The sequence below is a fragment of the Nostoc punctiforme PCC 73102 genome, assembly GCF_000020025.1.
In the GTDB taxonomy this organism is placed as follows: Bacteria; Cyanobacteriota; Cyanobacteriia; order Cyanobacteriales; family Nostocaceae; genus Nostoc; species Nostoc punctiforme.
In genome coordinates this window covers 1,154,309-1,174,649 of record NC_010628.1, presented here as the reverse complement: position 1 = coordinate 1,174,649, position 20,341 = coordinate 1,154,309, and the positions used below count along the sequence as shown (strand labels likewise).

At 42.3% G+C, this 20,341-nt stretch carries 17 protein-coding genes; 9 read left to right on the top strand and 8 right to left on the bottom strand.

Annotation, left to right across the window (positions count from 1 at the left end; genetic code table 11):
• Positions 1-236: 236 nt before the first annotated feature.
• Complete coding sequence (locus tag NPUN_RS05055) at positions 237-5,636, top strand: translocation/assembly module TamB domain-containing protein (RefSeq protein WP_012407745.1); 5,400 nt, start codon at positions 237-239, stop codon at positions 5,634-5,636.
• On the opposite strand, the gene NPUN_RS40370 is transcribed toward NPUN_RS05055, so the two are convergent.
• The 4 genes from NPUN_RS40370 to NPUN_RS05035 all read right to left on the bottom strand — a co-directional run bounded on the left by NPUN_RS40370 (position 5,584) and on the right by NPUN_RS05035 (position 10,065).
• A complete protein-coding gene (locus NPUN_RS40370; RefSeq protein WP_148220248.1) occupies positions 5,584-5,877 on the bottom strand; it encodes a hypothetical protein in 294 nt (97 codons plus the stop codon). The two genes, NPUN_RS05055 and NPUN_RS40370, sit on opposite strands and share 53 nt — an antisense overlap.
• Positions 5,858-6,823, bottom strand: coding sequence for a polysaccharide deacetylase family protein (locus NPUN_RS05045; RefSeq protein ID WP_012407744.1), 966 nt, complete (start codon positions 6,821-6,823; stop codon positions 5,858-5,860). The genes NPUN_RS40370 and NPUN_RS05045 overlap by 20 nt, the downstream gene beginning before the upstream one ends.
• A 708-nt stretch (positions 6,824-7,531) precedes the next feature.
• Positions 7,532-8,812 carry a vWA domain-containing protein gene (locus NPUN_RS05040; RefSeq protein WP_012407743.1) on the bottom strand — a complete coding sequence of 427 codons (1,281 nt, stop codon included), beginning with the start codon at positions 8,810-8,812 and terminating at the stop codon, positions 7,532-7,534.
• Entirely contained in the window at positions 8,809-10,065 is a 1,257-nt protein-coding gene (locus NPUN_RS05035; RefSeq protein ID WP_012407742.1) for a vWA domain-containing protein, read from the bottom strand. The genes NPUN_RS05040 and NPUN_RS05035 overlap by 4 nt, the downstream gene beginning before the upstream one ends.
• 238 nt (positions 10,066-10,303) lie before the next feature.
• Between NPUN_RS05035 and NPUN_RS05030 the strand changes: the two genes are divergently transcribed.
• The 4 genes from NPUN_RS05030 (at position 10,304) to NPUN_RS05015 (ending at position 13,217) form a co-directional block, all read left to right on the top strand.
• Positions 10,304-10,966 carry an ATP-dependent Clp protease proteolytic subunit gene (locus tag NPUN_RS05030; RefSeq protein WP_012407741.1) on the top strand — a complete coding sequence of 221 codons (663 nt, stop codon included), beginning with the start codon at positions 10,304-10,306 and terminating at the stop codon, positions 10,964-10,966.
• A 106-nt stretch (positions 10,967-11,072) separates the two neighbouring features.
• The gene (locus tag NPUN_RS05025) at positions 11,073-11,684 is read left to right on the top strand and encodes an ATP-dependent Clp protease proteolytic subunit (protein WP_012407740.1); all 612 of its coding nucleotides are present in this window, start codon (positions 11,073-11,075) and stop codon (positions 11,682-11,684) included.
• Positions 11,685-11,921: 237 nt separating this feature from the next.
• The gene (locus NPUN_RS05020) at positions 11,922-12,542 is read left to right on the top strand and encodes a J domain-containing protein (RefSeq protein WP_012407739.1); all 621 of its coding nucleotides are present in this window, start codon (positions 11,922-11,924) and stop codon (positions 12,540-12,542) included.
• Between the two features lie 267 nt (positions 12,543-12,809).
• On the top strand, positions 12,810-13,217 hold the full coding sequence (locus tag NPUN_RS05015; protein ID WP_041565918.1) for a hypothetical protein: 408 nt from the start codon (positions 12,810-12,812) through the stop codon (positions 13,215-13,217).
• 40 nt (positions 13,218-13,257) lie between these two features.
• Here NPUN_RS05015 and NPUN_RS42475 read toward each other — a convergent pair whose 3' ends face one another.
• Positions 13,258-13,725 (bottom strand): hypothetical protein, encoded by a 468-nt coding sequence (locus NPUN_RS42475; RefSeq protein WP_012407737.1) that lies wholly within the window; start codon positions 13,723-13,725, stop codon positions 13,258-13,260.
• Positions 13,726-13,970: 245 nt separating this feature from the next.
• Between NPUN_RS42475 and NPUN_RS05005 the strand changes: the two genes are divergently transcribed.
• The gene (locus NPUN_RS05005) at positions 13,971-14,744 is read left to right on the top strand and encodes a hypothetical protein (RefSeq protein ID WP_012407736.1); all 774 of its coding nucleotides are present in this window, start codon (positions 13,971-13,973) and stop codon (positions 14,742-14,744) included.
• 220 nt (positions 14,745-14,964) lie between these two features.
• Positions 14,965-15,282, top strand: coding sequence for a hypothetical protein (locus tag NPUN_RS05000; protein ID WP_336884924.1), 318 nt, complete (start codon positions 14,965-14,967; stop codon positions 15,280-15,282).
• 132 nt (positions 15,283-15,414) lie between these two features.
• Here the strand turns inward: NPUN_RS05000 and NPUN_RS04995 are convergent, their stop codons facing one another.
• The 3 genes from NPUN_RS04995 to NPUN_RS04985 all read right to left on the bottom strand — a co-directional run bounded on the left by NPUN_RS04995 (position 15,415) and on the right by NPUN_RS04985 (position 18,626).
• Positions 15,415-16,299 (bottom strand): hypothetical protein, encoded by an 885-nt coding sequence (locus NPUN_RS04995; protein WP_012407734.1) that lies wholly within the window; start codon positions 16,297-16,299, stop codon positions 15,415-15,417.
• A gap of 70 nt (positions 16,300-16,369) precedes the next feature.
• Positions 16,370-16,963, bottom strand: a complete 594-nt coding sequence (locus NPUN_RS04990; RefSeq protein ID WP_012407733.1) for a DUF1517 domain-containing protein — start codon at positions 16,961-16,963, stop codon at positions 16,370-16,372.
• Between the two features lie 88 nt (positions 16,964-17,051).
• Positions 17,052-18,626, bottom strand: a complete 1,575-nt coding sequence (locus tag NPUN_RS04985; protein ID WP_041565916.1) for a pentapeptide repeat-containing protein — start codon at positions 18,624-18,626, stop codon at positions 17,052-17,054.
• A 69-nt stretch (positions 18,627-18,695) separates the two neighbouring features.
• Between NPUN_RS04985 and NPUN_RS04980 the strand changes: the two genes are divergently transcribed.
• Together NPUN_RS04980 and NPUN_RS04975 are read left to right on the top strand one after the other, a co-directional pair.
• The gene (locus NPUN_RS04980) at positions 18,696-19,535 is read left to right on the top strand and encodes a prephenate/arogenate dehydrogenase (RefSeq protein WP_041565205.1); all 840 of its coding nucleotides are present in this window, start codon (positions 18,696-18,698) and stop codon (positions 19,533-19,535) included.
• A gap of 350 nt (positions 19,536-19,885) precedes the next feature.
• Positions 19,886-20,176: a hypothetical protein gene (locus NPUN_RS04975; protein WP_041565204.1), complete on the top strand. Its 291-nt coding sequence runs from the start codon at positions 19,886-19,888 to the stop codon at positions 20,174-20,176.
• Positions 20,177-20,341 lie beyond the last annotated feature (165 nt).

The window sequence follows — 20,341 nt, the reverse complement described above, 5'->3', positions numbered from 1 at the left end:
GGGCAGCTTCTCCTGGAGAATAAAAGTAGCTTGCCGCAAAGTTCTTGCGAAAGTCTTCATATTATGAAACCATAGTTTGTAACTTACTGATACAACTGAGGCTAGTACAGCACGGTGTAAATAAACCACCCTTTCCAAATCAACGAAATGCCTATTTTTAATTTTTAATTCTGCCTTGCGGTACTAGCCTGTCTCTCGGCTCACTCCAGAAAAAAGTACTGGTACTAGTAACGATAATGACGCGCTCTCCAAATTCAAAAAATAATCAGGAACCATCTAATCCTCGTTTATGGCTCCTCCTTTTAGGACGTACCAGTTTGGCTCTCGGTGTCATTTTGCTGGTTGGAATTGCAGTCGGTGCTTGGTGGGCTAGAAGCTATGTATATAAGGATTTAGCGCCATTAGTGCAGCAAAATCTCGAACAATTACTTGGGCGACCAGTAAAAGTAGGTAAAGTTGAACGTTTTTCGCTCTCTAGTTTGAGATTTAGCTCTTTATCCATACCAGCAACTACCACCGATGTAGACCAGGTGGTAGCAAAAGCTTTGGATGTGCAGTTTTCGCCCTTGCAAGTTCTCCTAAATCGAAAACTAGTATTAAATGTAACCTTAGTTCAACCCAGTGTCTACATCCAACAGGATCGAGATGGCCGTTGGGTTACAGCCCAAGTTAAGGCTGGAGAAGGAAAAGGTGCTATTCAAACCGAATTGCAAACACTTCAGATTCAAGATGGAAATGTGGAGTTGATGCCGTTCGCCGCACCAACTAGACCGAAAGGTTCAGTAATATTAAATCAAGTTGGTGGTGTTGCCCGATTTTTCGATCAAAATCAAAGAATTGGTTATGACATCAATGGTCAACTCAACAGGGGAGGCGGAGTAAAAATCACTGGGGAAACCCAACTAAAAGCTCAAACAACTAGCCTCAACCTTTCAACACAAAATTTACAAGCATCTGATATAAGTCGATTAATTGAGTTACCAATTGCCTTGCAAGCAGGGTATTTAAATACTGACTTAGCAGTTCAGATTCCACCCAAACTGTCAGACATAGCAATTACAGGCACGGCTACTGCTAATCAAATCACTGCCAAAATTAAAAATATTCCTCAGCAAATTTCTAATTTTAATGGAAGATTTTCATTTCAAGGTCAGACAGTTGCTTTAGAAAATTTGAATACGAACTTTGGTAAAGTTCCGATTCTAGCTAATGGAACAATTAATACTCAAACTGGTTTTAATGTCTCTGCTCAGATAAAACCAGTTAGTGCTAAAAATATCTTAGATACATTGAATGTAAATTCGTCAGTTCCAGCTAGTGGCGAAGTTCAAGCAAATATTAAGGTGTTAGGCGCACTTCAAAAACCAATCGTTAGCGGTACGGTAAGCAACACAAAACCTATTCAAGTTGACCGCATTCTCTTCAACACTTTCAATACTGATTTCCGCTTGAATGCTTCTCAAACGGCATCTCAACTTGCTGTCTCCAATTTGAAAATAGTCCCCGCAGCTGGTGGTCAAATTACAGGAGGCGGTGAAGCTAATTTAGGAGGCAAAAAAGACGTAATATTTAATGCTCAAGTTGATGGTGTATCCGGGGATATATTAGCACGTGGCTATGATGTTAATTTACCGATCGCAGTTGGAAATGTCTCGGCAAAAGCAGAAGTCTCTGGCTCACTTGGTAAACAGCCGTTGAACCTTGATATTTCTAGTGTTCAGGTAACGCCGCCAACAGGGGGGCAAATTACAGCCAGTGGTCAAATTCAACTAGCTCCCCAAGGTCAAGTAGATATAGGTATTCAAGCTCAAGGTTTACCAGGAAACGCGATCGCTCAAGGTTACAATATTTCAACTCCGCTGAATCTTGGTGGTATATCTGCGAATGCTAAAGTTTCTGGTTCTCTGGATAAACCCTTAAACGTCAATGTTGCTCGCGTTCAAGCAAATCCAGAGGTGGGAGGGCAAGTAATAGCTAGCGGTCAACTTCAGCTTGCACCTCAAGGTAGGGTGGCGTTGAATGTCCAAGCCCAAAATTTACCAGGAGATGCGATCGCAAAAGCATACAAATCATCACCTGGCATTACCATTGGGAATGTATCGGCAAATGCCAATATCTCCGGCACTCTGAGCAACCTGCAAGCAGTAGCACAGGTGCAAGCGCCTACAGCGACCTATCCCACTAACGCAAGGGTTGTTGTTGCTAAACAGGGAGAGAATATCCTTTTACCAGGTGCGGTGTTGAACGTGGCAGGTGGGACAATTGTGGCTCAAGGTCAACTTGCACAACAACGCTGGCAAGGAGTTGTCAAAACTTCTCAAATTCAACTCAACCGTTTCTCACCACAACTGCGAGGACGGCTCAATAGCAATATTCAGTTAGCAGGCACAACAAAATCTTTCCAGCTTGCAGATATTCGCGCTGCCGGGCAAATCCGCCTTTCCCAGGGGGTAGCACTGCTGGCAAAACCGCTCACCGCTCAATTTCAGTGGAATGGACAGCAGATTATAGTTGAAAACGCAAGTACCCCAGGATTGAGTGCTAATGGTGCGATCGCAATTCAGTCTCCACCAACAGGCGCACCTAAAATTGCGGGATTTGATTTAAACGTACTGGCACAGAACTTCAACTTAAAAAATACTGGTTTTCAAGTTCCTGGAGACGTAGCGTTAGCGGGGGTACTTGATTTTAATGGAAAAGTTACAGGTACTCCAGATGTTCCGCAAGCTAATGGCAACATCCGACTGCGGAATTTCCAGGTTAGTAATTTAGCCTTTGACCCACTTTTAACTGGAAACGTGAATTTTCAGGGAGGACAAGGAGCAAGTCTGCGATTAGCCGGGAAGCAAGACAGGATTGCGCTTAACCTGGGTGCAGATTATCGTCCAACTTCATTTTTAGTCAAGCGGGATGAGACAGTTACTACAGGTAGAACTGAGGGAGATAACTTGCTCATCAACGCTCAACAGTTTCCCATAGCTTTGATTGGGGGCTTTTTACCTAACAATCAATTGAAACCTCTGGCGGGGCAATTATCAGGAAATTTAGTTGTCAATCTTAATAATTATGCAGTTGTGGGAGACGTTGCGATCGCAGGGCCTCGTGTTGCCAGAGTTGCAGCAGATGAATTTCGCGGCAGCATTAATTATGCTGATGGCACTGCTAGCTTGGCTAATGGTCTATTGCGGATTGGAGATAGCAACATCGCTTTAAGTGGAAATGTGAAAACAGGGAATGACCCGCAATTTCAACTCCAAGCTAACTTAGACCAAGCCAGAATTGAGAGAATTTTACAAGCATTTAATATCTTCGACTTTCAAGACTTTGGTAGCGGGTTGCAGCCTCCAACCTTAGCTGGAGCAGAGGTACTTGATACCAAGCCTATCAGTTTGCCCAATGCAGATTTGCTCACCCAGCTTGCATATTTTTCAAAAATTGCAACATCGATAACACAACAACAGCAAGTAGAGGCAAAAAGAGACTTATCTTTGCCCACCCTTGCAGAATTAACGGGTGCTTTGAGTGGAGGAATTATAGCTAATGGCTCATTAAAATCTGGGTTGAATGTCGGCTTTAATTTCCAAGGTGCTAACTGGAAATGGGGGGAATACTCCATTAATCAAGTCGTTGTTCAAGGCAATTTTGCCGATGGAATAGTCACACTTTCGCCCTTGAGTATTGGAATCAATCAAGGACTGGTGGCATTTTTGGGACAGTTAGGAACTGAGCAACTATCTGGAAAGTTGAATGTAGCAAGCTTACCTTTATCACTTTTACAACCTTTTATCGAAAGATATCCCATAGATATCACTGGTAATGTAAATGCTGATGCCACATTAGGAGGTAGTTTACAAGATCCCAGAGCGCAAGGGAATGTGACACTGGCGAATGCGACTCTCAACCAGCAACCTGTACAAAGCGGACAGGTGAACTTTGACTACAACAATGCTCGTTTGAATTTCGACAGTACCTTACTAGTAACAGGAACACAACCAATTACGATTACAGGTAGCGTACCTGCGCCGTTACCATTTGCCGAGGTGCAACCAGATAGCAATCAAATCAGCATCAACGCCGATGTGAACAATGAAGGATTGGCACTATTAAATCTGTTTACTAATAATCAAGTTACTTGGGTAGATGGTCAAGGAAAAGTAGACTTAAATGTTCAGGGTACTTTAAACGAACCAACTATTAATGGAAACGCCACAGTTAACAATGCAACTATTAGCGCTCAAGCTTTATCTAAACCCCTAACGAATGTGACAGGGACAGCACAATTTAATGGTAGTACGGTGAGTGTTAAGAACATTCAAGCTCTTTACAATGAAGGGCAAATAACTGCATCAGGCATCCTGCCAATTCTCAATCCTCAGCCAAGCGCAGCGAATCCTTTGACAATATCAATAGCAGACAAACTCAACTTTAAGCTTGCAGGACTGTATGAAGGCGGTGTTGGCGGCGATGTTGTAATTCGCGGAACAGCCCTAAAACCTGTAATTGGTGGAGATATTAAGCTGAGTGATGGTCAGGTAATTATTGGAAACTCTACTGCTAAAGCAAAATCAGCAGCTACAACAGAAGCTAACACTAACGTCATAAATCTAAATAGAGAACAGGTTAACGCTAATGCTATACCTACAGCCCAAAGTAGCGCTAGCGCACTGACAACACCAGAGAATAACGCTAGCCCAGTAACTGCAACAAGAGATACTAGCACTAGTGCAGCAACTCCACCTAATTTACCTGTACAGTTTGCAGATTTAAAGTTGAGTTTAGACAAGAATATTCATGTTACCACTGAGCCCCTACTAAGCTTTGTACCAGGAGGAGCCGCATTAAGTCAGCCCATACTGAACTTTGAGGCAAAAGGCGACTTGACCATCAATGGTACATTAGCCAAGCCACTTCCTGAAGGATTGATTCGTTTGACAGGAGGACGACTGAGCTTATTTTCTACTGAGTTTGCTTTGGCGCGAGGCTACGAACAAACTGCGCGGTTTACCCCAAGTCAAGGACTTGACCCTACTTTGGATGTCCGGCTTACTGCGATTGTACCGGAAGCATCAGCAACGAACAGCCGAATTTTGGAATCACCATTGTCTGCTGAAATCAGCGATGTTTCTGCGACTAACTTCGGTACTTTACGTACCGTTCGCGTTCAAGCAAGAGTGGACGGGCCAGCTAGTGAACTAGGCGACAATCTGGAACTGACAAGTGAACCTAGCCGTAGTCGTGGAGAAATAGTTGCTTTGCTAGGTGGCTCGATTCTTGGTTCTTTCGGTCAAGCAGATGCAGGACAAGGGCTGACTAACTTCGCTAGTTCTACCATTTTAGGTGGTTTACAAGGAACTATTACTGCGATCGGTCAAGCTGTTGGTTTCAGCGAATTTCGGATATTCCCTACCCCTACTACTAGTAATGAAACAAAGACAGCTTCAGTTCTGAATTTATCAGCAGAAGGTGTGTTTAATATTAATAGAAATTTCTCTGCTTCTTTATCACGTCCTCTTTCTAGCGATGAGTCTTTCCGTTATAACGTCCTTTATCGACTCAATGATGAAATTTTGATGCGAGGCTCAACTAATTTAGGGGATGAAAATCTATTCCAAGTTCAGTATGAAACTCGATTTTAGATTGCTGCAATGTTAATGCAGACCGATACAATGGCATTGTCAATCGATGCAATAGCATTGCTAGCTGATACAATAGCATTGTCAGTCGATGCAACGTTAATGCAGACCGATGCAATAGCATTGTCAGTCGATGCAACGTTAATGCAGACCGATGCAATAGCATTGTCAGTCGAAACAATGGCATTGTTGCCCAATAGTTTAGTTTGTCACTGATGATTAAGCTAATGGTCTGGATTTTCATGATTTGTGATTACAGGTGATACTGCCGTTACTGCACTTTCTTCTTGAGCTTGCATTTCCAGCAATTGGGGAATTGTCACAAATCGATAGCCTTGAGCCTTCAAACCTGCGATCATTTCTGGTAAAGCTTTGACAGATTTGGAACGATTACCGCCCCCATCGTGCAACAGTACAATTGCACCTGATTTTGCATATTTCAGCACATTTTTGACTAGCATTGGCACTTGAGGCGAACGACGTTCAGCGTCTCCCGACTGTTCTGACCACATCATGACAGCGTACTTCTCGTTTCTGGCATATTGGGCTAGTCCATTATTCAGAAAGCCTCCAGGGGGACGAAACAGAGTAGTTTTCTCTCCAGTCGTCTTGTAAATAATATCTGCTGTGCGATCAATTTCACTAGCCGCAGTCGCTCCATCCATTTGAAAATACCAATGATGCCATGTATGATTACCAATTACATGACCATCAGCAGCCACTTGCTTGGCAATCTGGGGAAAATATTTCACCATTTCTCCAACCATGAAGAATGTTGCCTTAATATTATTTTTCTTCAAAATTTCTAAAACCTGCGCCGTATTTTTTGGGCCAGGGCCATCATCAAAAGTTAAGGCGATGACTTTCTCATTTGCTTTTAGTTTTGCTTGATAAACAATTGTTCCCTGAAAAGTCTTTGGTACTTCATTCATCTGGTCTGTAGCTGGGGTAATAGACTGTGTATCTGCACTCATTGCCCTACCTAAACTCGTTTTAGCACTCTCACCTTTTGGCTTTTGAATTCCCAACAGACGGTCAAGTTTAGTTGTGCCTGCAAGCAGACTGATACCCACACTACTTACACCAGCAATCAATGCAATAGTTATTATCTTTAGGAACGGCGCTAATTTATAATTAGACACATTAAATCTCCTTAAATATTTAGTTATTGGGCATTGGGCATTGGGCATGAAGAAGAGACAAGGGAGCCTGCTCCTCTGCTCCCCTACTCACCACTTATATCACTCTTACTCGGTTGTAAATTAATATATCTGCTGCTAAAAGAAAAAGAATAAAATACCTTGAAACATCCTAGCTAAAGCTAAAGGAAGTCTTAATTTAATCTGCACTAATTTGCTGGCTATTTACAAAAGTGCCATAAAAAGACTGCATAAAATAATACCTGATGGGTTTAACCGACCAATACAATCAGCAATGATGGCAGTATAACCGTGACCAGGAGAAACGCTAGGGCCGAGACTTCGCACACACCAGCTAAATCTGAATAATCCACTGCTAATTAAGAAAGTTAGCCAAATATATCGGCTCAATAAGTAGGGGTAGCAGAGGAAATTAAGGTCAGCGAGGGACACACAGTGTGTCATAAAATATGACACATGACGCAAAAGCTTCTTTCGAGTGACAAGTCAGTATCGGATTTGCTACACCAAAAAGCGAGGGGGTCAACCAGGTCATAAAGGTAACAACCGGGATTTATACCCAATAGAAAAATGTAGCGAAGTCATAGACCATCATTGTTTTAAGTCCGGTCTATGGTCTTTTGAGTAATCGTAGGTTATCTTGATTGGCTGTTCACCTTCGTTCATTATGCCCCAGCAGAAAAACCAAAACTGTGGCGCGAAACTTTCATACTGTTAATCAGCAACGCTGAATTTTTACTATTCCTGTAAAACGGTCTTTGATACAATCCTAGTTTTCTTGAGGTCTGCTTCGGAAAGTTCTTCTCCAGCTTGCAAGCGAGTGGCGGAAGTTTGCAATACTGTCGCCGCACCTTTATCTCCGATTTGCAAAGCGGTTTTAGCTGCTGTTTGTAGCATTGTGGCTGCACCAGTGCGATCGCCTTGTAGCAATTTCGCCTCGGCTAACTGGGTTTGGCGATACTTCGCTAATGCTAAAATAGATTGTTGAACTTGGGGATTAGATGCTGGTTGATACGCCCGCACTACATCTGCATATATCGGCATCAGGGGCGAAAGTAAGTCTTCTTGGTTAACCATTGGGTCATCATAACGAATTTGCAGATGCCCGATCGCTTGTTTCCCCTCTGGCAATTGTCCCAAATAAATGTTCGCCAAAACTACCCGTTCTACATCCTGCATCAAATCTCCCAAACGTACAGCAAAGCTACCATCAGTTTCTCGTTCCACTGGTAACTCGATTGTGTCTGGGGCAACTTGGGCAATGGGTTTCAATTCTGCTAATCGGACATTCGGCACTAGAGATAACAGCAAGTAGGCATTTGTTAGCCCAATTGACTGAATCCGGCCAAATAGTCGGCTAAATTGCTCCACAGCTTGTTCAGGATGTTCAATATGAGCTAGAGTACCACCACCGACATCGGCAATTTTTTCTAGCAAATCTTGATTCCAGCTATTACCAAATCCGAAAGTGTTGATAGTTAGGTTCAGTTTGGCAGCTTTTTGCGCCAGTTTGAGACAGCGCTTATTGTCATCTCGCCCAATATCCCACTTCCAAATCCGCAAACTGCTTTCACCATGCCCATCCGTCAGCAGAAACGCCTGGGAAACAGCTCCTCTTGTGCCCTTCATCAGTTCTGTAATTCCCAGTTCCAAACCCTCAGCGATCGCAGTGCCGCCACTAGCGCTAAGTTTGCTTTTAATTTGAGATTTGATGCTTTCGGGGTCTTCAATAACTTGGTTGGGGATAATGACTTCCACAGAACCGGAAAAAGCCACAACTGAGATGCGATCGCCAACTTTCAACCGATCTATTAATCCTTCCACTGCCTGAATCACCGTTTTAATCGGTTGTCCATGCATAGAACCACTTCTATCCAGAATCAGGCAGAGGTTAAGGGGCAGATTTTGGTCAAACTCGCCAGCGATTGCAAAAATCGTCATTGCTAGTTGACGTTGGCTATTTGTTTGAGCCATATCAACATTATTGTCATTTAACGCCGAGAGCAATTTAACTTTCATTGAGGAGGGGTATCTTGCAAAACTGTTTTGGAGACAATTCTGGTTTTCTTGCGATCGCTTTCAGATAAATCTCCACCAGATTGTAGCTGAGTGGCAGAAGTTTGCAACACCGTCGCCGCCCCAGTATCTCCCATTTGCAGAGCAGTTTTAGCAGCCGTTTGTAGCATTGTTGCTGCACCAGAGCGATCGCCCTGTTGCAATTTCGTTTCGGCTAGCTGGGTTTGGCGATATTTAGCTAATGCCAAAATTGACTGTTGCACTTGGGGATTCGGATCTGCTTGGTAGTTTCTCACTACATGGGCATAAACTGGGATATTTGGTGTAACTAAACCTACCTTGTTGGCGGCTGGATCGTCGTAGCGGACTTGTACATTAGCGATCGCTTGTTCACCTGCTGGCAATTGTCCCAAATAAATATTAGCTAAGATTATCCGTTCTGCATCTTTCATTAAATCTCCCAACCGCACAGCGAAACGTCCATCAGCTTCTTGTTGCAGTGGTAACTCAATTGTGTCTGGGGAAACTTGGGCAATAGGTTTAAGTTCCGCTAACCGGACATGGGGCATCAGAGACAATAACAGATAAGCGTTAGTTAATCCCACTGTTTGAATGCGGCTAAACAGGCGATTAAACTCATCCACTGCCTCTTCCGGCTTTTGAATGTAAGATAAAGTCCCTAAACCAGCATCAGCAATTTTTTCTAAAACATCTTGGTTCCAGTTGTCACCAAAGCCCAGAGTGTTCAAAGTCAAATTATAGCTAGCAGCTAATTGGGCAAATTTCAAACAGCGATTATTATCACCATGTTCATTTTCCCCATCGGTTAATAAGAAGGCTTGGGAAACAGTATCTTTCTTTCCCTTCGCCAACTCCTCAATCCCTAAGCGCAATCCTTCATCAATTGCAGTTCCACCATCGGCGGCTAGGCGGTTGATTTGATTTTTGATTTTTTCTGGATCTTCGACACTTTGACTAGGTACTAAGACTTTGGCACGGTGATCGAAAACTACAACACTGAGGCGATCGCTAGGATTAAGTCTATCTACCAGACGATTCGCTGCTTTTTTCACCGTTTCTAGCGATCGCCCATTCATAGAACCACTGTGATCCAGAATTAAACATAAATTCAGGGGCACATGGCGGTCTTGAGTCTCTGCGATCGCCGAAATCGAAATTCCCAACTGACGTTGACTATTCAGTTGATTCGCGTCTAAATTACCATCATTCAAGGCAGGCTGCAAGCTAACCTTCATAACTTAAAGTCCTTATTCAGGATATACATATTAATAAATAACTTCAAAGCACCACTTTAGCTTTACGGAAAACCTATCCAACACAAATACATGAATATAATCAGAATATCTTAGAAGCCAAACATTGGCAGATGCAAAGCCACCTGAAGCATTAGGGAGAAATCCGCACCTTGAGGGAAGCGTGCATCGCGCTAGGATGTATTACAGTTAACGGCATAGTTTCAGGCGATCAGTTGCTATGGACATTTCCCCAATCAAAGCTGTTCAAGCCCCATATTACGGCGATAGCTCTTACCGGACACCACCGCCAGATTTACCTTCCCTCTTATTGAAGGAGCGAATTGTCTATATTGGGATGCCACTGGTGCCTGCTGTCACGGAATTAATCGTGGCTGAGTTGCTGTTTTTGCAATCCGATGACCCAGAAAAGCCCATTAAAATCTATATCAACTCCACCGGTACATCTGGTTACAGTGGCGAACCCATTGGCTTTGAAACCGAAGCCTTCGCCATCTATGACACCATGAGATATATCAAGCCTCCTATCCATACCATCTGCGTCGGTTCCGCGATGGGTATGTCAGCCATGCTTCTCAGTGCTGGGACAAAAGGTTGCCGCGCTAGTTTGCCTCACTCTTCGATTATCCTGCATCAGCCTAAGAGCTACGCCCAAGGTCAAGCAACGGATATTCAAATTCGGGCAAGGGAAGTTTTGGTAAACAAAGGCGCGTTAGTTGATATTTTACATCAGACTACCGGGCAGCCCCGAGAAAAAATTACTAAAGACATGGATCGGCTGTTATATCTGACACCTTATGAAGCGAAGGAATACGGTCTAATCGATCGAGTTTTTGAGAAAGAAGAACTCGCAAATCCCCCCCTCCCAGCCAGTGTCCTTTAATTTGTCCTTTGTCATTCGTCCTTTGTTAATAACCAAAAATTATTAATGACCAATGACCAATGACTAATGGCTAATGACTAATGACTAATTAAAAACGGAGTAAATTATGCCTATAGGCGTTCCTAAAGTCCCTTACCGGATGCCCGGTGGACAATATACAGATTGGATTAGCATCTACGATCGCCTTTACCGAGAACGGATTATATTCTTGGGGCGAGATATTGATGATGAAATTGCCAATCAAATAATTGCTGTAATGCTGTATCTGGACTCTGACGATCCGGGTAAAGATATTTATTTATACATCAATTCTCCCGGTGGAATGGTTACATCTGGCATGGCGATTTTTGACACCATGCAACATATAAAATCAGATGTAGTAACTATTTGCGTTGGTTTAGCTGCTTCAATGGGGTCTTTCCTGTTAGCTGCTGGTACCAAAGGTAAGCGCCTAGCATTGCCTCATTCACGGATTATGATTCACCAGCCTTCAGGTGGAACCCGTGGACAAGCAACCGACATCGAAATTGAAGCTAGAGAGATTCTGCGGATTCGTCACCAGCTTAATGGCATTTATGCCGATAAAACCGGTCAGACCATAGCAAAAATTGAAAAAGATATGGATCGTGACTTTTTCATGTCTGCTGAAGAGGCTAAAGAATACGGTTTAATTGACCGTGTGATTGAAGAACGAACCTCTATAGTAGCAGGCGAGTAAGGGAAGCAAGGGGCAGGGGGCAAGGGAGCAGGGAGAAGAGGGCAGGGGGCAGAATTAATAACCCAATTCCCAATCCTCAGTGCCCAATGCCCAATGCCCAATGCCCATTCCCAAACAAACTGTCAACATTGAACTTTAAAATAGAAAATTAGCCTTTATCATTAATAGTCCAGGCTTAAAGCTGAATACTGACAGATAATAGCCGATAGCTAAATATTCGATAGCTCATAGCTCAAGATGGATCTTGGAGATTGCTACCGTTTGCTAGGTTTAAGATCGGGAGCTTCTTTTGCTGATATCAAAGCGTCTTATCGACGATTGGCGCAGCAATATCATCCCGATATCAACCCAGATGACAACAAAGCCAAAGATAAGTTTATTGCCTTGACAGAGGCTTACAAACTCCTGCTGACGGTAGTACTGCCAGAGGAAACTGCTGCACATTCAACTCAGGTGTCAACTGGGCGTGATGCTGCTAAGACAACGCAGCGACAGAAAACACCAGTCACAACGGTGGTAAACCAGCAACCAGGGAAACCAAAGCCGCCTAATCTGTTGGAAATAGAAGAACGGCTGAAGTGGAAGACTTATGAACAATTGCAGCGATTCTTGCAAGAGAAACGATTTCCGCAAGCGATCGCACTGGTGGAAGCTTTAGCAGATCGTTTGTCAACAGATGCAGAAGTTCGCCAATGGCAAGCGATCACTTATCAAATTTGGGGACGGGCGCTAATTTCTGAAAACCAATTGCTCAAAGCCAGAATTTATCTCAAAAAAGCTTTGAAAACAGACCCCCATAATAAAAGTCTCTGGTATGAAGTGCAACGCGATTTCCAACGCTTAGAACAAATTTTTTAAAGATTTACAAAATTTATCTAGAAAGGCAGAGGGCAGAAGGCACGAGGCAGAAGGAATACTGTTTTCTGGCTCCTGCCTTCTTCAATGAAAATCAAAATCTCGTTACCAAATTCTAACAACAGGGGCAATTCATAAATTGCCCTTATCTGTAATTAAAATCTTTCGGCTATTGTCTGCATAATTCCTAAATTACTCAACGCGGAAAAAGCAGCAACCCGTCCGGTTAAACTGATAAGGAAGAAAATAGCAGATTAGGCAGTGAATAACATAGTGCGGTTAGTTTTGACAGCAATATTGCTGATGCTAGTTACAGCTTGTGGCAGTATTGGATTGCTACCGACTAGCGAGTTAGTGCAAAAAGCGATCGCACTTGGGCTAGAGCAAACTCAACAAAAACTTAGCCAACAGTTGGATCTAGATTTTCAAGGATTTGAAATCAAGCGGCTATCAATTACCCAAGAACAACCCCTAACGATTGAAAATTTACCGGCTTTCCACGTTCGGGGAACCTACGACTTGATTCTTAAGCTACCAAAACGGCGCTTGACGCAACCAAAACAACCCTTTGATGTTTACTTGCAAATTCAGCAAGAAGGTAAAACTTGGCGATCGCTAATTCCAGAAAAGGGTAGTAAAGACACTCCATCAATTTGGCGTAGTTATCTCATTCAATAGAGACGGGGAAAGGTTTGAATTTTCTCACTCTTTTCCCAAACTACAGGTTAAATTTTGTGTATCCTGTACCGTCGTCTTCTGCAAGAATTATAAAATCGAAGGATTCAACTAACGCCTGTATTGCACCAGTTCCGCCATAGGGATAGTTAAAGGGTTCAAACTCAAGTTTAGCTCTGTTGGCAGAAACCATTCTACAAGCAATTAATTGATATTCACCATTTTGAAAAGCATCAAACATAGAATAAAAGTCCCAAGGAGTTTCGAGGCTAGGATCTGTCCACCTCTGTTCCACAGGTGTTGCAAACCAGCGACGGAAATATTCAGTCTCTTCCTCTTCGCTAGTCCACCAAAAATGTGATAATGCTTTGCGGTCAAAAAAAATTAGCCAATCTTCTTCATTACGCCAAAAATTATTGTCTTTATCTTTTTTAATTTCGTTGAAAACTTTACAAAGATCATTGAATCTTTTGGAATCATCTACTTGAAACTCTACAAAGCAGTATTTCATTATTTCTCACTTCTTTGTTTCTAAGCAGTGGTTTATTTTATTTATATATGTGCAACTAGAAAAACCATCACAATCATGTCTGTTGCTACTTTACACAAAAAGGTAGCAAAGATACTCAACCTAATTGGCGTAGCTATCTCATCGAAAAGTTGGTGTGTGCAAACAGAAAAACCATCACAATATTTTACGTATAACTCTGGGTTAGAGTCACGATCGAGGTATAGTTTCACCGGAGACAGGGCAAGATGTATATTAACTTTTTCATCAGCTCCATTGCAGGAATTGTGGTTGTGGTGCTAACAGCTTTTGGCTTACTGCAATGGTTGCACATCCCTGCTGGTAATTTTCTTGATTGGGTGATTGGTGGTGCAAGTTTTTGGTGGCTGTTAGTAATTGTTACGGTACCGTGGAATGTGCATTTTCAAGCCAAAGAAGTCTTAGCAGAAGCAGCACAATCAACTGAGAAAGGAATTCCAGTCGATGAGAAACAAGTGAAGTATGTCACATCGTTGGCAAAGCGATCGCTCTGGGTTGCCATTGCTTTACACTTATTTTCAGCCGTTGGTCTTTATACCCTTGCTGCCACTGGTATTAGTACGGTGGGATATATAAGCTCTGGTGCAGCTTTGTTATTAACGATTCTGCGTCCAGCTATTCGAGCTTATGAGTATTTATATGCACGGTTAGCCATGATTCGCCAAGAATGGAAGTATCCACGCGAAGATATTTTTGAATTGCGCGATCGCTTCTCGATATTGGAGCAAAAAATCCAGTCGTTGGAAGATCAACTCAACCCAGAACAACCCTATTCATTACCCGCAACTCAACAACGCTTTGCCGAAGAGACTCGCAGAGATTTAGCCCGGATTGCAGCTAATTTTGAGGAATTACGGGCGACAAATCAAACTGAACATGAACGTTTGGCAAGAGAAGCACGAACTGCGATCGCGCAACTTTCCACCGATGGTCAATTTCTCGATCATGTCCGCGAAATTATTCGATTTTTTAAGACTGCTTAATTATTACTCTCATAGCTAACCAAATTTTAAATTTTGGAGCGTGCTATATAAATATTCATCATCCAAAATTTAAAAAGTTTCTTCAAAGAGGGTTGATGAGGCTCTACAAACAGCAAGAGAAATTTGACATAACAAGAATGTTACTTATTTAGTATATAAGGATACTATGGTTTTCCAGAGCGAGGAAGAAAACCAAATATGTTATAACTTTGTACGGTTGATGTTTAGTGAAGCTCACATAACTTCAGGAGTACTTAAGGTGAATCAGATACAACTGACTTTAACTATTGGTTATCTGTTAATGACATGTTATTTTTTAATCAATTGGTTAATATTTTCTCTACGTCATCCTGCTTCAACTCCAGAAGATAAGTTTTTATCAGTTGTGATGTTTTTGGTAACAACTATCTTTTGGCCCCTAATGATTCCGATGTCTTGTTTAGAAATAGTTCAAGAAAAGCAAATAGATTTTAATAAAATGATTCCTGTTCTTTTAGCATTATTTATATTTAGTATTTCCTATTATTTGACCGAATAATTCATAATTTCTGAGCGCGAATTGCATAGATATAAAGAGAAGCCGGAGGATTGACCTATGACCCTCCGGCTTCTTTATGCAACACATTACTTTAACTTCTTAGGCAGTCTACTTAATTAAATCGAAAATTTTCTAACGTCGTCTGCTGCCAAAACCACTTGAGCGGCGGGGTGCTGTACTACGTCCACTACCAAAACCACTGCCAGAATTGCGTCTGGTAGTGCTGGAATTACCAGAGGGTCGCAACGTACTACCACCAAAGCCAGAACCAGAAGGACGGTTATTACCTGTAGTGCTACGCGGTGTATTGCGTATATTTGTATTTCCAGGATATGACCTTCTAATCGTCCCTGTATTGCGGAACGCAGTCCGATTTGTCACTGCTGCGGGTGGCGCATTATAACGACTTTGGTAACTTTGGACTGCTTGGCCATAGCTTCCACCATATCCACCGAAGCCACTTAATCCTTGTCCTGGATAATAGGCAGGGGGTACATAATACTGGGGTCTAAACAACATACTACCAATTGCCTGTCCCGCCAAGCTACCAGCCACAGACCCAGCAAATGGAGACCAAAAGCTATTTTCTCGACGGACTACAACCGTCTCTTGTTGTCCTGTTTGGGGATTGGTTTTATTCTCGGTAACGTTGTGGACGTAATCTATTTTAAAGTCTTCCGTTAGATATAAAATCGGTTGTCCTTTTTCTACCTTCAGATAGGTCTTCTTACCTTGCTTGATTTCATCATCAGTTAACCGTGCCATTTGCAAATTTTCGGTTGCAAAGGTTGGGGGATTATTGTTAAGTAAAAACAAGCTGTATTCACCAGTTGCATCGTCATAAGTAGCTTGTTGTATTTTATACTCTCCATCACTCAGCTTTGTGTTAGTAGAGCTTTGGCTAACGTTCTTAGCGGGAGGAGTAGTTTCGTTTCCCCCACCACAAGCGACAGTTGTGACACACAAACTCAGAGCTAAAAAAACGGCTGTAAATTTACGTACTATGGTCATGATCATTGGATTATTGTCCTATCTCTGAGCTTAACAATTTCTCGATGTGAGTAGTAAGTACGGACTACCCAACATATTATAAAGGAATCAATTCTGGGTAATATTGCAACAGTTGATCGCTAGTGAGTTCATCGCCTAACTGTGCTGGGGAAAAATGCACTTGGATTGCCTTTAATCTATGTTTATAATGCAAATTTATCAATGCTTTCAATCCTTCCTTGAGCGCCTGAACGTTAGAAAGATCGGTTTCTAACTCTGGTACTTCTCCCTCATAAGCTACTGTAATCATTACAATGACATTGCGAGTTACAGGTATAGATAAAGGTTCATTCAATCCAGAGTCAGAACTATAATCTGGTTCACTGAGATATCTTTCGGCAGAGTCAGTAAATAATTCATTAACATAATCTCCCGCCTCGCCTTCATTCCAAAGTACGTCGCCTTCGTTGGCAGCAGAAAGCCAATATTCATCGTATTGTAGAAGAGTTTGGCTAATTTCTACCAAGCCTTCTCCCAAAACTTCTAAGTCGCCATCGGCATCGATCGCATCTCGCCCAGCACTATTTAATACTCCCAAAATTGGCGCTACCTCACCTCCCCCCAAGTGCAGAAATAGGCGAAAGACTACATAGCGAGTTCGACCGATCATTTTATTAAAGAGATTGCTCATTTTTCCTCCAAAATTTTGTCATTAGTCATTAGTAATTAGTCATTTGTCTAATAATTAATTCCCATTCCCCATTTCCCATTCCCCATATTTAATGACTAATATAGTGAAAACCTTTTACAAAATCTATTACCATACTTAACGAAGGTAATATGTATTTTGTTGCTTCATTAGATATATCATCATAAGTTGAAGCATTAAGAGCAGAGCGATTAATAAATCTTTTCCCAAAGTTGGGATGGTCATGGACAATCAATGTGTGGGCGCTAGAATTCGTTAAAACTATTTGAGTTGGGGCTTTACAAAAATTTAACTTTGTGGCTACTTCAATATTTTTTTTCGTCTGTTTAATTGTTGCCGCCTGACTTATGGCTTGCTCTAGAAGAATATTTAATTGTTTCACAATCAGGGGCGATTTTGGCAATTTTAAATCTTGATTTGCAACAATTTCATTGTTAATGATTTCCACGACACTGGAAATATTATTGTGAGTAGATGCCGCATCTAGAAAGGGAAGAATCACAATGTAAGCAGTGGAAAATAATGCTTCGTCGCTATCTACATAAAATGTGAAAACAGTTCGACGACGACCACTTTCGATGCTTGGGGGTTGTCTTAGTACCCGATATTCCTGAGCTATTTGATAGTAAGCGCCTGCGATCGCAAAATTGGCTTCGTGTTCTAAGGCTGCATCAACAATAATGCGGATTGTCGGCGGTGTTTCGTTAAAAAAGTCTCGTGAGTCTTCGGAATGGAACTTTTGGATAATGGAGCGATCGCCGGCTGGACTAAGATCGACCCATTCACAAATCATACCTTCGGTTTTTAAACCAAACCTGGAGGTGGCGTAAAGCTTGGCCCCAGTTAATGTTGCTCCAGTTAAGTCAGCACCAATCCATTCCGCCCTAATTAATTTTGCCTGAGTTAAATCGGCGTGGATAAAAATTGTATTCGTTAAATTCGCATTGGTTAAATCTGCGCCAATTAAAGTAGCCCCGCTCAATTTTGCGCCGCTCAAATCTGCCCAACGGAGGTTCGCCCCACTCAAATCTGCCCAACGGAGGTTTGCTCCACTCAAATCTGCTCCGCTCAAGTTGGCATGGCTAAGATTCGCTTGTCTGAGTTCAGTATCTCGCAAATTTGCACCACTCAGATCGCAACGACTGAGATCGCTGGCATTTAAGTTAGCCATCTCTAAATTTGCTCCCGTCATGGAAGCGCCTCTCAAGACACTCTCACTCAAGTTAGCGTGGCGGAGATTCGCTTGGCGGAGTGTCGCCTCTCGTAAATCAGCACTGGTGAGGTCAGCCTCCGACAGGTCAGCGCGACTGAGGTCAGCGCGAATTAACTCAGCGCGAATCAATAAGGCTCCTTTAAGTTGAGCGCGGCTGAGATCGGCTCGAATCAAATTAGCGACGTTGAGACTAGCGTTATTTAAGATGGCGTTGGATAGATTCACGCCACTGAGTCTGGCTACATTCAGCTTGGCATTGCTCAAGTTAGCTTCGCTCAGATTCGCGCCACTGAGGTTAACTATACTCAAATTAGCATCGCTAAGATTCACGCCACTGAGTTTGACCCCACTCAGATTAGCTTCCGCAAGGTCAATACCACTAAAATTTAAGACTCCTGCTGCGTACTTTTCTAGTAATTCCTCTACAGTCATCGATGCTACCCCTTGGATGCCAACTTTAATAGTTGGTAAAGTCATAAAAACGGAATGTCAAAATTAAAAATGAATATTGGGATTTTAGGGTTGGGATTGATCGGCGGATCTTTGGGTTTTGATTTGCGATCGCAAGGACATCATATCTTAGGAGTCAGCCGCCGTGAATCTACCTGTCAAAAGGCAGTTGCTATCGGCAGTGTTGATGAAGCATCAGTTGATCTGAGTCTGTTAGCAGCCGCAGAGGTTGTATTTATTTGTACACCTCTAGCGCTTATTGTGCCCCAATTGGAGCAAATGATCGCTCATTTGTCTACAGCTACCATCGTGACTGACGTGGGTTCGGCGAAAGCACAGATAGTCAAGGCAATTTCTCCCCTTTGGGATAATTTTATCGGCGGTCATCCAATGGCGGGAAGAACAGATAGTGGCATAGAAGCTGCACAACGGAATTTATTTGTTGATAAACCTTATGTATTAACACCGATAGCTACAACGCCAACTAGTGCAATTGCGGTTGTAGAAGAAATTGTGCGATCGCTAGGAGCTAATATCTACTATTGTCAACCAGAGCAACATGACCGCGCTGTTAGTTGGATTTCCCATTTACCTGTAATGGTCAGTTCCTCATTGATTGCTGCTTGTTTGAGTGAAACTGACCCCGATGTTTTGGAATTAGCTCAAAAGTTAGCTAGTTCGGGTTTTCGGGATACCAGCCGTGTGGGTGGTGGGAATCCAGAGTTGGGCGTGATGATGGCGCGGTATAATCGTCAAGCATTGCTGCGATCGCTGCAACAGTATCGTCACAATCTCGATGAGTTAACTAACTTAATTGAACAAGAAAATTGGACAGTTTTAGAGCAAAAGTTGAAATCAACAGGTAAGGCACGACCTGATTTTGTTGATTAGAATTTAGGGATCAGGAGTCAGAATGGGCTAAATGCCCTGCTACCGCTAACAGAATTAATTCTGAGCGAAGAAGCAGATAAATAAATTAGTTTAAGACCCCCTACTAAATATATATATTTAGTTAGTGGTCATAGAAAACCTGGAAAGTTTCTTCTTGATTCTGGCTTCTGAATTCTTCTGCAAGAATGTTTTTTGATGTAGTTGATAAAGTTAGATAGCTACTTTTTTTCTAAATCAATAAACATAGCTATTTAATAATTTTAACAATAAAATCTTTAAAAAAATGCTACTTAACAGTTTAACAGTCACCAAACCGATGTACTATACAGATAAATTTACAAAAATCAACAATGGTAGAACGTCCAATCAAAAAATCGGAACGTCAGTCCCAAGCAAATACTGACAACAATTCCGAAAATAAGGATTCTATAACTCCTATTGAATCCAACCCCAAAAGCTCAAAACCGAGCCGTAACCGCTCGTCTGACAAAGGGAAAAAAGCATCTTACGGAGATGACAACAGGCAGCAGGGGAATCCTGCCCTAGCGCGTGGTCCAAAACCCGTTAAACCTCCAGTTAAAGTCCAAACAGAAGAACTTGAAACCGAATCGGAAACTATCTCTGAGGAGTCTCAAGACTAACATTACTGCTGCGTGTGATGTGGGAGGCTTTAACTCGTCGTTATAAGTATATGAAGACAGGATTTCTGCCTCCGCAGGCAGTAATTATGCCCCCCATCACCATTGGGTTATTTTTATATTGAATGCTTTTACTAATCAATCTCTGTAGCTAGCCATTGCCACTCA

Excerpts from the sequence above, each read along its gene's own strand:
- NPUN_RS40370 (WP_148220248.1), bottom strand. The coding sequence starts at position 5,877 with ATGAAAATCCAGACCATTAGCTTAATCATCAGTGACAAACTAAACTAT.
- NPUN_RS05020 (WP_012407739.1), top strand. The coding sequence starts at position 11,922 with ATGGATCTTGGAGATTGCTACCGTTTGCTAGGTTTAAGATCGGGAGCT.
- NPUN_RS04975 (WP_041565204.1), top strand. The coding sequence starts at position 19,886 with ATGGTAGAACGTCCAATCAAAAAATCGGAACGTCAGTCCCAAGCAAAT.
- NPUN_RS05025 (WP_012407740.1), top strand. The coding sequence starts at position 11,073 with ATGCCTATAGGCGTTCCTAAAGTCCCTTACCGGATGCCCGGTGGACAA.
- NPUN_RS42475 (WP_012407737.1), bottom strand. The coding sequence starts at position 13,725 with ATGAAATACTGCTTTGTAGAGTTTCAAGTAGATGATTCCAAAAGATTC.
- NPUN_RS05055 (WP_012407745.1), top strand. The coding sequence starts at position 237 with ATGACGCGCTCTCCAAATTCAAAAAATAATCAGGAACCATCTAATCCT.
- NPUN_RS05000 (WP_336884924.1), top strand. The coding sequence starts at position 14,965 with ATGTTTAGTGAAGCTCACATAACTTCAGGAGTACTTAAGGTGAATCAG.
- NPUN_RS04985 (WP_041565916.1), bottom strand. The coding sequence starts at position 18,626 with ATGACTGTAGAGGAATTACTAGAAAAGTACGCAGCAGGAGTCTTAAAT.
- NPUN_RS04990 (WP_012407733.1), bottom strand. The coding sequence starts at position 16,963 with ATGAGCAATCTCTTTAATAAAATGATCGGTCGAACTCGCTATGTAGTC.
- NPUN_RS04980 (WP_041565205.1), top strand. The coding sequence starts at position 18,696 with ATGAATATTGGGATTTTAGGGTTGGGATTGATCGGCGGATCTTTGGGT.
- NPUN_RS05040 (WP_012407743.1), bottom strand. The coding sequence starts at position 8,812 with ATGAAAGTTAAATTGCTCTCGGCGTTAAATGACAATAATGTTGATATG.
- NPUN_RS05045 (WP_012407744.1), bottom strand. The coding sequence starts at position 6,823 with ATGCCCAATGCCCAATGCCCAATAACTAAATATTTAAGGAGATTTAAT.
- NPUN_RS05005 (WP_012407736.1), top strand. The coding sequence starts at position 13,971 with ATGTATATTAACTTTTTCATCAGCTCCATTGCAGGAATTGTGGTTGTG.
- NPUN_RS05030 (WP_012407741.1), top strand. The coding sequence starts at position 10,304 with ATGGACATTTCCCCAATCAAAGCTGTTCAAGCCCCATATTACGGCGAT.
- NPUN_RS05035 (WP_012407742.1), bottom strand. The coding sequence starts at position 10,065 with ATGAAGGTTAGCTTGCAGCCTGCCTTGAATGATGGTAATTTAGACGCG.
- NPUN_RS04995 (WP_012407734.1), bottom strand. The coding sequence starts at position 16,299 with ATGATCATGACCATAGTACGTAAATTTACAGCCGTTTTTTTAGCTCTG.